Origin of the sequence: Spiroplasma endosymbiont of Cleonymus obscurus (genome assembly GCF_964273375.1) — a bacterium.
Lineage (GTDB): Bacteria > Bacillota_I > Bacilli_A > Mycoplasmatales > VBWQ01 > Spiroplasma_E.
On sequence record NZ_CAXWWA010000002.1, the window covers coordinates 337,469 to 350,278 of the forward strand.

A 12,810-nucleotide genomic window follows, 5' to 3' on the forward strand; every position below is an offset into this window, starting at 1 on the left:
AAAAAAGCTATTGATCAATTAATTGGTTATTTAACTTGACGAGATACCAAAACAGCTTTAATAATTTTTGTTCGAAAAAGTAATGTCAAAAATGTTATAGAAACTATTAAATTACAAATTAATGAACATAAAAAATTTAAAAAATTTATTAATGAAAAAGACCAATCTTGAATTAATTATGAATTTTATTTAGATGATACAAAAAATACAACTTTTAATATAGCTGTTATGATTTATCAAATATAATTATAAATTGGATTAGTTTTATGTCTTTTAGGGGGTGATAAAATTGCCATTTAATTTAAGTACATATAATAAATTAATTGAAACTGCCGATGATTTTTTTGAAGCAGCAGTGAGATGTGGTTTTAATGATTCAGATAAATTAAAAAAATATCCATTGATAGTCCCAAATTTTACTAATAGAGCATTTGCTTGTGAATTATATCTTAAAGCGACATTATATTTTACTAAAAATGAAATACCAAAAGAACATAAAATAGATAATTTATTTTTAAAACTAGACGAAAGAGATAAAAAAAGAATATATGATATTTGACGAACTATTGAGGGACAGGATATATCAGATTGTGATTATGCTGAATCTATGTTTTATGATAATTTAGAAGATAATAGTGATGTGTTTACTAGATTTCGTTATGTACATGAATGAGTAAGATCATCAATATCTTTAGAAAGCGGTTTTATGGAAAAACAAATGCACTTGCATAGTTCAAGTACAAGTGGACTATTTGGAAGTCCTCAAGTCTATGATGGGTTTTTAGAGCAAATTGCAAAATCAATCAAAAAATATAATAATGAATTAATTAAATTAAAATTAATAAAAAGAAAACATTAAAAGTTATTAGAAAAAATAATCTAATTTAAATAATTTTTAAAGTGCTTATGGCACTTTTTATTTTAAAAGAGAATTAAAAAGAAATTATAAATCCTAAAATAATATAATAATTATTTTATTTGAAAGGTCATAAATTTTTTGGTATTAAATTAATTATTTTAGCAATAAAAAGTGAAAGTAACGATTGAATAAAAAGATAAAATAAACACTTTTTATAAGAATAACTTACAATAAATTCATTATGTTTTGGGTCGTTCCTAAAAGTTTTTTTATTTTTTATATTAAAATTTTCAATTTCATCAAGAACCTTTTTATTCTCACTAATATAGTTTTTTAAATGATTTAAAGTAGGAATATTAATATTATTTTTAATTATTGTTTGTAAATAATGTAAAGTATATTCTTTTTCTTTTTTGTTAACTATTACTTGATTTATTTTTTTAAGAAATCTTTCATTTAATGAGTATATATTATTAGCATAATTAACTATTTGTTCATTTTTGTTTCCAAATTCTAACTCTCTTACATTTGTTTTATTTGATTTTAAATTACTTAGAAAAGCATTTATTTCTATTCATTCATTAAATAAATGTTTAATTAAATCCCTATTTAAAAGTTGAAAATTAAGTTTTTTATAGTGTTGATCAAGAAAATCTTCTTCTACATAATTAAGACCTAACTTTTTGTTAAAATTTCTTACATTTTGAGCTATACCACTAATTTCTGAGTCAATAATACTTCTTAAATTCATAGTATTGGTATCTTGAAAATTTATTTCATTAAAAAATTTATAAAATTGATTAACAATAATATTTTCAATTAAATAATCAGAATTTCAATTATTAATAGAGTTTTTTTTATTTTCAAAAGTTAGTAAAATTGCAATTATGTAATCTTCAAGTTTATTTAAATTTAACACTTTATCTCGCCTTACTTTCAACTATAAATTAATTATTACAAATAATAAGGTTAAATAGAACCTTATTTTATTTCTTATTAAGAAAAGAAGGATTAATATGCAAAATTTAATCCCAAAAGCCATTTGTCGAACTCGTTTAAAATTCTTTCGTAATATATCAATTATTGAATTCATATTGGAAATAGTATGAATTATTTTAGTTACAGCAATCTTTTTAACTCTACCATTCCAATGATATATTCGAATTTCAATATTTCTTTTTGGTTCATTTTTAGTAGCATCTTTAATTTGTCCAATGATGGGACATTTAAGAGGCTAAGAAGTTATTTTATTATGAATCAAATATTTAATTGTTTTCAGAAAATACCAAGAAAAAACAAAACACTAGCTTACTAGTTCCTTATGATTATGCAGTAAAAGAACATTTTATTAAAACTCAATTATTAAGTGACTATGAGTATTATGTTGCAGGATTTGAAGTTAAAGGTTTTAATTTAAGTTTATTAAATCCAAAAACACAAATGTTAAAAATCTAGGATTTACAAGATACTTTCAAATATTGTGATTTTCAATTACGATGATGAAAACTGATTTACCAATAAATTTTAGTGAAACAATAATGTATTACCAGGAACAATTAAAAGAACATGAAGATAATTAAATAATTACAAGCACAAATTGAAGGTTTACAATCTCAGTAAATTAATAGTGATAATTTTATTAAAACAAGAAAAGCATTCTTTTTCTTTGTTTATGAACTATTAGTGAACTTGAAAGCTATTGTCAACAAGTAGTTAGTAAGGTACAACGTAATGGTTTTGGTTGTAATCAATTAACTAACTTTCAATTAGTTAATATTATTAATTTGATTTATAATTCTTATAGTAAACCTATTACTATAAAATAATTTAAACATTATAAAAATAATTTAGAAAATATTTTATCATTTAAAGATTTTACTCTAGTTAATTGAATTAGAACACATTTTTACAATATAATCTATCAAAATAAAAACTCTATCTATCATTAATATTTATTTGCTTTTTTATATTGTTAATGATATTATTTTTAAGTACTTTTTATTAATAGTAATTTTATAAGTGAGGTGAAACCATGGCAAAAGCAAGCATCCATCCAGAGTATTTTCAAACTAAAGTAACATGTATAACATGTAGCAATAATTTTATAAGTGGTTCAACTAAGGGTAAAGAAATCCGTGTTGATACATGTTCAAGTTGTCATCCATTTTATACTGGAAAACAATCATTTGTTTCAGCAAAAGGAAGAGTTGAACGCTTTAATACAAAAGCAAGCAAACAAGTTGAAACAAAATCAAAAACTGTTGAAATAAACAAAGCAAAACCACAAAATACTAAAACTATTGTATTAGAAACAGCAAAAGATGTTCTAAAACTAACTGATACTAAACAAGTTAAAAAATAATTTTAATTAAACTAGAAACTAATAATAGTTTCTTTTTTTTATACTTTAAAAATAAAATTATTTACAGACATATTTACCATTAATTAAGTTAAAATATTGTATGTATACAACCCAATAAATATAGAATATAATTTTAATAGTATATGAAATAAAAAACTTTAAGGTAGGGAATGGTTTTATGGAAAAATCATCTGATTTTAATAAATTGGTAATAAGTAAAGGTATTAGATATAATACTGAGCAAACTAGTAACTTTAATTTTAGTATTATTAATTTATCCGTTGAAAAAGCCGTAAAAGATTGAAGTTTTGAAGGAAAATATCCTAGTTGCTTGGCAATTTTTAGTAATGATGAAGATAATATTGAAAAATTAATTAATGCTCTAGCAGGTTCTTCTGCTATTATGGAGGGTAAAATTTTAATTGATGATATTGATGTTACTTATAATAGTATTGGTTTTGAACGAAAAATGGCTTATGTTAGTATGCATTTACAGAGTTGAAATAAATTATTTAGTATTCAACGTAACTTAGCAAGAACAGCAATTACTAATAAACCCTTTTTACAAGAAATAAGCAATATTAATCAAAAAATTAAGACTGATATTGAAAACTTAAAAAATACAGGTTTAAATTTAGACAGTGGTTATTTTAAAGAAAAATTAATTAATATTATTAAAAATTTTATTAATGAAACACAAAGCACTCGTAATAATTTTATTAAAGAATATCAATATCAAATTAATCATTTTCATAAAAACTTTGCTCAAGAGAAATTTAATTTTGCTGGAAGTGAAAAATTAACAGATATTCTAATTAAAAAATTTACTGCCGAAGAAAAAAATATTATTGCAAATAATAACTTATTATTTTTACAATCTTTGCAAGATCGTATTTCTAGTTTGGAAAGTTTAGTGGGACCATGTTTTTGTGGATGTAATCCACCAAAAGAAAGAAAATGAGAATTTCAACTACGAGAAATTAGTTTTGTTATTAAAGAAATAAATAATTATTTAAATAGAGAGATTAGTACTACTAGAAGTGAAATTAGAACTACGTTAAAAACTTGTAACAATCATAATCAAAATTTTAATAGCGAACTTAATCATTTAGTTTCATATCAACAAATTAAATGTACTCGTAGTCAAATTGATCAAATTTTAGACCAGTGAATTGACTTAGCAGAAGTACAAAGAATTAAATTTAATATGAAACAAGATTTTGTGGCAATGCAACTTTTACCAGATGAAATGCATTTACTTTTAAAAAATATTAAAGATGAAATTAAAATTTATCATGATAAAATTTTAAAAAATCCACAGTTACAAGATAAAGAAACATATCAACAACAATTACAAACTTTATATTCACAGTTAATTGATGTCCGTGATTTAATTAGTGAAAATATTGTTATGATATTTAAACATTTAGAACTAAGTCATTTATTGTCACTACGTTTAACACAATTAACAATAGTAGAGCGACAAATAATAAAAATCATTCAACAATTAATTGTACCTACTAAAATTTTAATTTTGCATAACCCATTTGAACTTTTAAATGTTGATAATAAAGAACAATTAGCAAATTGAATTAAAAAATTACAAAAATTTTTGAAAATAATTATTATTTTTACAACTAATAATCAAGTTGATATTAATTTATTAGCGACTAATGTTACTGTTATTGAAAATGAAATAATTATTCAACAAGGAAATGTTAGTGAAATCACTGATAAACCATTATCTTTAAATTTATTGAAAGAAATAAATGAACAGCATATTAATATTGCAAAGGGAGAATGAAATGCTCATAATTTATATTTTTATAATGTAAATTTAGGTAAGTTTGATGTTAAAACTGCTTCTACTATTGCTTTTAAATCAAATGCCATTTTGTTTAGTGCAAAGAAACCACGATTTACTTTTTTAAAAAATTCAATTATTATTAATGGTGTTATTAAAAATATTACTAAAGTTGATGATAAAAAAGCATATTTATTGGTTGAAACTACTAAATCAGAACAATTTGAAGTTTTAACAAATAATAATGATAATTTAGAAGTGGGAACTGTTGGTTGAATTAGTATTACTAAAAATTCAATTTTTGTTTTTGATGATGAAACAAAGCAATTAATTGGTACATGATAGAAAGGATATATAATATGAATAAGTTTAAAAAAGAAGCACAAGCAATTTATGAATTAATAAAAATCAGTAATCCAATTATTATTCATCGTCATATTAATCCTGATGGAGATGCTTTGGGTTCACAATGAGGATTAAAAAAAATTATTGAAGATAATTTTCAAAATAAAAAAGTACTTGTTCCAGGCGAAACAAATGAACATATGGCATCATTATTTCCACAACCAACTTTTGTTAAAAAAGAAGATTATGAAAATGCACTAGTAATAGTCACTGATACAGCTAATCGCGAACGAATTAGTGGTCAATTTTGAGAAGAAGGAAAAAAGATAATTAAAATTGATCATCATCCAATTGTTGATAAATATGGTGATATTGATTTAATTGAAGAAAAGACTTCTGCTGCTTGCCAAGTAGTGGCAAAATGAGCACAAGTATTGAATTTAAAAGTTTCTGCTTTAGCAGCTAGAAATTTATTTCTTGGTTTAGTTACCGATTCTGGTAGATTTTTGTATCGCTCTGTTAATGAAGAAACTTTTCAGGTTGCTAGTTTTTTAGTTAAACAAAATTTTAATTTATTAGACTTATATCAAAGTTTATATATTCAAAATTTAAAAATCGCAAGATTGAAAGGATATATATTATCAAATTTTAAAATTACTGATAATGGTGTTGCTTATATAATATTTAACGATAAAATAATTACTGACTTACAAACAAAAATTATTAGTCAAAATAAAATATTAAATATTAAAGGCGAAGTTGTTTTAACTAGAGAAGATTTAACTAGCCAAGTTAATGTAATGTCAAATATTGATGGTATTAAAATTTGATTAATTGCTGCTTATGATCAAATGAATAGTAAAATTAAAGTTAGTGTTCGTAGTGCAAGATGAATAATTAATGATGCTATTGCAAAGTTTGGTGGTGGTGGTCATCAGACAGCAGCTGGTGCATATTTACAAAATATTAATGAAGTTGAAAAATTGATTGATAGTTTAGATAAAATTGCTAGTAAATCACCAGAATTAACAAACAATTAAAATTAGAGATGGAGTTGGATATAAATGTATAGTCGTTATAATGAGGGATGAATTGAAGTAATTACTGGTTGTATGTTTGCTGGAAAAACCGAAGAGTTTATGCGACGTATAAATCGTTTACAGTATGCTAAACGCAAAGTGCTAGTTTTTAAACCCAAGGTTGATATTCGTTATGATGCTAAAAAAGTAGTAAGTCATAAAGGAGTATCTATCACAGCGATAGTAATTGATGATCCAATGCAAATATTAAAACATGTAGATAAAGAAATAGAAGCAGTTGCAATTGATGAAGTACAATTTTTTAAACCATCAATTATTGAAGTGATTAAAACATTAGCAAATCAAAATAAGCAAGTTATTGTTGCGGGTTTAGATCAAGATTTTCGTGGTGAACCATTTCCTGTTACTAAAGAATTATTAGCTTTAGCAGAATTTGTAACTAAATTAGATGCTGTTTGTGTAAAATGTGGTAAAGCAGCAACAAGAACACAACGTATTATTAATGGCCGGGAAGCTAGATATGATGATGAAATTATTTTAATTGGTGCGCAAGAACAATATGAAGCTCGATGTCGTAGTCATCATCGTGTCTTAACAAATAATCAGAATAGATAAATCAGGTGTGATATTATGAATGAAAAAACATTAGAACAGTTAATGCAACTTACTAAAAAATATAGTGAAATTGAAAAGCAATTAGAAAATCCCGAATTAATTCCTCGTGATAAATACACTGAATTAACAAAAGAACATAGTAGATTAGAACCAATTATTGAACAATATTGAAAATATGAAAAAATTAACAAAGAAATTATTGAAGCAAAAAAGGCATTAGCAACCGAACAGGATCAAGAACTTTGTGAAATGCTTAAAACAGATATTAAAGCAAATGAAATTGAATTAGAAAAAGCAGAAAATGAATTAAAACTAACACTAATTCCTAAAGATATAAATGATGATAAAAATGTTATTATTGAAATTAGAGGAGCTGTTGGTGGCGATGAAGCAAATATTTTTGCTGGTGATTTATATCGTATGTATAGTAAGTATTGTGAAATTCAACGATGAAAAATTGAAACTATTGAAGCAAAAGAAGCAATAAATGGTGGATTTAGTTATATTGCTTTTATGATTAAAGGTAAACATGTATTTGCTAAATTAAAGTTTGAAGCTGGTGGACATCGTGTTCAGAGAGTTCCAAAAACCGAATCACAAGGACGAGTTCATACTTCAATTGCAACGGTTGCTGTATTGCCAGAAGTTAATGAAGTTGAAATTAAAATAAATAATTCTGATTTAAGAATTGATACTTATCGTTCTAGTGGTGCTGGTGGTCAACATGTTAATACTACCGATTCAGCAATTAGAATTACTCATATTCCAACAGGTGTTGTTGTAACTTCACAGGACGGACGAAGTCAACATGATAATAAAGATAAAGCAATGCGGGTATTAAGAGCTAAACTTTATGAAAAAAAAGTTGAAGAAGAACAGGGAAGAATTGGTAATTTAAGAAAAACAGCTGTTGGTAGCGGTGATCGTTCAGAAAAAATTAGAACATACAATTATCCACAAAATAGAGTAACCGATCATCGAATTGGATTATCTTTATTAAAGTTAGATCGTATTATGGAAGGTAATATTGATGAAATTATTATTGCTTTAATTAGTAGTGAACAAAAAGAAAAATTAGAAAATATTGATGAAAATATTACAGTATTAAAGTAAAAAAGGAAGAAATTATTATGGATTTTAAGATTTTAGACTCTAGAACAAAAATTTTGTTTTTAATTAATATCAGTTATTTTTTTATATGCGGCATTAGGAACGTTTATTACATTAACTTTTAGTAGTGGTATTATTCACATTTTATTTTTAGTTTTAACATTATGATTTGCTAGTGCATCTAGTTTAATTTTTCATTATTTATTATGAAAAAATTTAGAATTTTTACGAAATATTAATGGTAATAATATTAATAATTTTGGTTTTATTATTAGTATTTGTAGTTACATTATTCTTTTTCCAATTATTTGTTTATTAATAACAATTAGTTTTTTATTTATTTTTAGTATTATTGTTTTAATTCTCGTTGTTAATAATTTAATAAAAAAAACTTCAAGAAATAATAATTCATCTGTTAATTTTCAATAAAATATTTATTTTTGGAGTATAAATTAATGACTTATAGAGATTATCTTTTATTAGCAAAAAAAAATAATAAAAAAAATGAACAAATTAATAAGATAATTTTATTAAAGTTTATTAATAAAGATTTATCTTGATTATATACAAATCTTAGTCAAACAATAGCAATAGATTTTTTAGAATCATATTTACAACTAGTTAAAAAATTTGTTGCTGGCTATCCTTTACAATATATTATTGGTTATCAATGATTTCTTGATCATAAGTTTGTTGTTGATAATAGAGTATTAATTCCTCGTAATGAAACCGAAGAACTAGTTAAAAATGTTTTTGTCTATGCGCAAAACATTTTTAATAATGATAATTTAAAAGTATTAGATTTAGGGACAGGCAGTGGTGCTATTGCTATTAGTTTAGCGTTAAAGAAACCTAATTGAAATATAGTAGCAAGTGATATTAGCAAAGATGCATTAACTATTGCTAAGATTAATAATGATAATTTTAACCTAAAAAATATTAATTTTGTTGAAAGCGATATATTTACAAATCTTAAAAATCATAAATTTAATATTATTGTTTCAAATCCACCATATATTGATGAGACAGCAAATACTTTTTCAAAACATAATTTACAATATGAACCAAAATTAGCTTTATTTGCTGATCATAAAGGATTATATTTTTATGAAGTAATTTTTCAACAATGTCATGCAGTTTTAGAAAAATCTTTTTTATTAGCATTTGAATTTGGTTTTGATCAAAAAGAAGCACTAACTATTCTTATTAAAAAGTATTTACCACAATATAATTACAAATTTATTAAAGATATTAATAATAAATGAAGAATGCTATTTATTTGGCAAGCATTGGAATGGTAACCCTTTTTAGGACTATTTTTTGGTAGACATTTTTTCATGATATTTAACTGGAGTTAGGTAGTTTAAAGTGCTGTGGATTCGTATGTTGTTGTATCAATTGATATAATCAAATAATTCTAATTTTAATTGGATTAATGATGTAAAATTTTTATCATTAATAAATTTAGTTTTGAAAGTTTTGAAAGTTGCTTCAGCAACAGCATTATCATAAGGACAACCTTTTTTGCTTAAAGAACGGGTAATATTGAATGCTAATAAAAGTTTATCAATAGTTTTATTATTGAATTCATTACCGCGATCACTATGAAATATTTGAATATCTTTTAAACAGCGATTTGATTGCATAAATGCTTGATATACTAATGATGCATCTTTTTTAGTACCTACACTATGTCCAATAATTTCGCGGTTAAATAGGTCGATTAATAAGCAAATATAGTTTCACTTACCATTAACTTGAACATAAGTTAAATCACTAACAATAACTTCATTTTTAAGCCTATTATTAAAGTTTCTATTCACAAGATTGCTTATTTGGCTATCATTGACTTTGTTATGATGATTTTTAAATGATAATTTAGTGTATTTTGGTATTAAATTATGCTGATTCATAATTTCTTTAATTTTTTTGCGTGATAAATAAATTTTTTTATTTTCTAGACTGACTTTTAATCTTCTTGTTCCATAAACTTCTTTATTTTGTTTAAAAGCACTAATAACAGCTTCATCATACATATTATTTTTGATTTTATCTTCTTTTTTCTTTAAATTAAAATAATATGTTGATTTAGAAAGTTTTAAAAAACGACAAATTGGACGAATTTTATATTTAGATTTATTATTTGTAATAATCTCTACTTTCTGCCTATTATTAGTGCTGCTTGCTTTAAAATATCATTCTCCATTCTTAATTGTTTTAATTCTTTATTTGCTTGAATTAATTGTTTTTCTAAATCCGAAAGATTATCTTTAGTTTTAAAACTGCCTGAATTTGTAAATTGCTTAATTCATTTATAAGTAGCTGCTCTTGTAACGTTGTATTCTTTAGCAAGGCAAGATACTGATTTGCCATTTTGATATAAAGATACTATTTGTTTTTTAAATTCATCATTATATGAGTTAATATTGGCCATAATTATATTTCCTTTCTTTTAACTAATTTGTTCACTTGTCTACGTAATTAGTGTCCAATAAAGTGTAACCCATCCAAACTAGTTTGTTCTTTTCTACCATTATTGATACGAAATGCCATGACTATTTTTTTAAAACTAATTGTAATACACTAGGTTCTTTACCATTATTTTTACTTCAAACTTGAAAATAATAATATACAATTTGTCATTTTGGAAAATCTTTTGGTAACATTCTTCATTGACAACCACTTTTTAATACATATAAAACTGCACAAAATACTTCATATAAATCTAAGCTTCTTGGTTTAGTTCTCTTTTTAGTATTTTCTAAAATTGATTTTATATTTTCAAATTGCTATTTGCTAACATTACTAGGATAATTTTTACGCATATATACCTCTTATCTTAAAATATATAATCATTTTACCCTATTTCTCTAAAAGATTTTAAACAGGTTCTTAACTAATGATAAAGTCCTAACCTATATATACAAAAAAATAGAAATTATAATGATCAATATTGGTTATAAAAAATATTATGATGATCAACTAATATGATTTTTAACAATTCATGTACGAAAAATTAAACTTAATTTTTTTCTTGAAAAAGATGAACAAATTGAATTTAATTTAAACTTAAGTATAAAAAAAGAAGTCGAACATTTTAGATTAATAATTGCTAAAGAGTTTGCTATCGATTTTGATAAGTTTGAAACCAATTATTTTAATTTCATTTGTTTACTTAATATTAAAGTTGACAGTCAATTATTTTCAAATATAACTTCAGAAATTAGTAACATTACTCAAAAAATATTTTCTTTTATTACTTATGAATATCAGGTGTCTTTATATTCAAATACTTTTAAAAGTAATTTGAATAGTTTTCTTAGTGATAATTGATTTAAATTACAATTTAATTATTATAGTGATATTAGTTTTGCCTTGGATGATACTTTTAAAATAGAAAGTGACTACCAATGAGGGCAACAACTCCTTTTTATTATAAATTCGCAATTAAAAAATAATTATTTTCCCAATCTTAATCTTTTACAAAATAAATTTTTAATGATTACTTTTCATAAAAGTTTTATAGCAAATGAGAACTGAAACATTCCCTTATATATATTCTTAATTGATGACTCCTATGCTAATAAAATTCAAATAACTTCATTTATAAAAGTAAATTTCCCTAATATTTTAATTATTTCCCTAAAAAATAACTTAAGTAATAATTTTAAACTTCATTTACTAAATCAAAAACCTTGTATATTAATTGAAAAGGTAAATATCTATAGTAATTATAATTTAGATAAATATAAGAATATTTCTGTCATTAATATTAATGAAAATTCATGAAATTATGAATTAGAAAAAAATATTAATGAAAAAATAAAATGAGTAATGTTAAAAAGAATTCAATATTCAATTGTGGTATTTAATTTTTATATCCAAGAAAAATTTTATAGTATTAAATCTATTTTGTGAGCATTTCAAAAAACATTTATCAAAAAATATAATTTAAATTTAGAATTTTTAGATATTGATGAATGTTCTATAATTAAAAGTCATATTTATGAAAAAATATTATTAATAAATCAATTAGTACCTATCCCTAATTACGAGTTCCCTATTATCCTTTTATATATAAAAAACCCTTTGATATTTCAAAACAAATTTAAAATTCATTTTATTTTCATTTTATTTACTAGTAAAAACAATACTCAAAATTATAATTGAATCAATTTGTGACTTTCTTTATTTAAGAAAATGATTAATACTAATATTAAAAGTATTAGTCATATATAAAAAATAATACAATCAATCATGACAATTTAATGTTAATTTCCCTTACATTTTTATATAAAAAACAAATATAAAATCATTTTTTTTTAATAAATTTAATAATGATTATTTAACATCACCAGAAAGATAAATTTTAACTTTCATTATATTTTTGGTAAATGAGAATTAAATTTAATATAATCTATTTCTGCATCTTTAAATTGAGTTTCTAATTTTATAATTTCTTTTTTTATAGTGCTATCTAATTCTTTATTGGGAAAAATCATTTTTGTAAAATCATTATTATTAAATTTTTTATCAATTGTTTTTTCAATGATATTTTGAATACAAATTGTTTCTATTATAAATGGTTTATTATCATTATCTTCAATTTCTTTTCTTATTTTTTCAATTTCTTCATTAGTATGTTGTATTCCTATTTTTCTTTTGGGCATATTTT

General features: G+C 22.9%; 12 protein-coding genes and 1 pseudogene. 9 read left to right on the plus strand and 4 right to left on the minus strand.

All coding sequences use genetic code 4. The features are described 5' to 3' along the window. Window positions 1-289: 289 nt before the first annotated feature. Entirely contained in the window at window positions 290-859 is a 570-nt protein-coding gene (locus tag ACI2WJ_RS02415) for a hypothetical protein (RefSeq protein ID WP_400254730.1), read from the plus strand. Between the two features lie 115 nt (window positions 860-974). Here ACI2WJ_RS02415 and ACI2WJ_RS02420 read toward each other — a convergent pair whose 3' ends face one another. Next, window positions 975-1,778 carry a hypothetical protein gene (locus tag ACI2WJ_RS02420; protein ID WP_400254731.1) on the minus strand — a complete coding sequence of 268 codons (804 nt, stop codon included), beginning with the start codon at window positions 1,776-1,778 and terminating at the stop codon, window positions 975-977. 350 nt (window positions 1,779-2,128) lie between these two features. Here ACI2WJ_RS02420 and ACI2WJ_RS02425 point away from each other — a divergent pair, with 350 nt between their 5' ends. The 7 genes from ACI2WJ_RS02425 (at window position 2,129) to prmC (ending at window position 9,436) form a co-directional block, all read left to right on the plus strand. After that, window positions 2,129-2,314, plus strand: a complete 186-nt coding sequence (locus tag ACI2WJ_RS02425; RefSeq protein ID WP_400254732.1) for a hypothetical protein — start codon at window positions 2,129-2,131, stop codon at window positions 2,312-2,314. A gap of 577 nt (window positions 2,315-2,891) precedes the next feature. Beyond that, on the plus strand, window positions 2,892-3,221 hold the full coding sequence (rpmE, locus tag ACI2WJ_RS02430) for a 50S ribosomal protein L31 (protein ID WP_368862541.1): 330 nt from the start codon (window positions 2,892-2,894) through the stop codon (window positions 3,219-3,221). A 178-nt stretch (window positions 3,222-3,399) separates the two neighbouring features. Continuing rightward, window positions 3,400-5,370 (plus strand): hypothetical protein, encoded by a 1,971-nt coding sequence (locus tag ACI2WJ_RS02435; RefSeq protein WP_338958345.1) that lies wholly within the window; start codon window positions 3,400-3,402, stop codon window positions 5,368-5,370. Between the two features lie 14 nt (window positions 5,371-5,384). Next, window positions 5,385-6,410, plus strand: a complete 1,026-nt coding sequence (locus ACI2WJ_RS02440; RefSeq protein WP_400254733.1) for a bifunctional oligoribonuclease/PAP phosphatase NrnA — start codon at window positions 5,385-5,387, stop codon at window positions 6,408-6,410. Window positions 6,411-6,434: 24 nt separating this feature from the next. Beyond that, window positions 6,435-7,025 carry a thymidine kinase gene (locus ACI2WJ_RS02445; RefSeq protein ID WP_281749194.1) on the plus strand — a complete coding sequence of 197 codons (591 nt, stop codon included), beginning with the start codon at window positions 6,435-6,437 and terminating at the stop codon, window positions 7,023-7,025. Between the two features lie 15 nt (window positions 7,026-7,040). Next, window positions 7,041-8,138 (plus strand): peptide chain release factor 1, encoded by a 1,098-nt coding sequence (prfA, locus tag ACI2WJ_RS02450; protein ID WP_338958338.1) that lies wholly within the window; start codon window positions 7,041-7,043, stop codon window positions 8,136-8,138. A gap of 452 nt (window positions 8,139-8,590) precedes the next feature. Continuing rightward, a complete protein-coding gene (prmC, locus tag ACI2WJ_RS02455; RefSeq protein WP_400254734.1) occupies window positions 8,591-9,436 on the plus strand; it encodes a peptide chain release factor N(5)-glutamine methyltransferase in 846 nt (281 codons plus the stop codon). Between the two features lie 12 nt (window positions 9,437-9,448). Here prmC and ACI2WJ_RS02460 read toward each other — a convergent pair. Both ACI2WJ_RS02460 and ACI2WJ_RS02465 read right to left on the minus strand, forming a co-directional pair. Beyond that, a protein-coding gene (locus ACI2WJ_RS02460) for an IS3 family transposase (RefSeq protein ID WP_400254735.1) occupies window positions 9,449-10,569 on the minus strand; the annotation gives its coding sequence in 2 pieces (ribosomal slippage) (window positions 9,449-10,326 and window positions 10,326-10,569; 1,122 coding nt in all). A 124-nt stretch (window positions 10,570-10,693) separates the two neighbouring features. Further along, a pseudogene (locus ACI2WJ_RS02465) lies at window positions 10,694-10,912 on the minus strand (transposase); the annotation flags it as partial. Window positions 10,913-11,078: 166 nt separating this feature from the next. On the opposite strand from ACI2WJ_RS02465, the gene ACI2WJ_RS02470 reads away from it, so the two are divergent. Then, entirely contained in the window at window positions 11,079-12,374 is a 1,296-nt protein-coding gene (locus ACI2WJ_RS02470; protein WP_400254736.1) for a hypothetical protein, read from the plus strand. Window positions 12,375-12,514: 140 nt separating this feature from the next. On the opposite strand, the gene ACI2WJ_RS02475 is transcribed toward ACI2WJ_RS02470, so the two are convergent. After that, a complete protein-coding gene (locus ACI2WJ_RS02475; protein WP_252319341.1) occupies window positions 12,515-12,805 on the minus strand; it encodes a hypothetical protein in 291 nt (96 codons plus the stop codon). Window positions 12,806-12,810 lie beyond the last annotated feature (5 nt).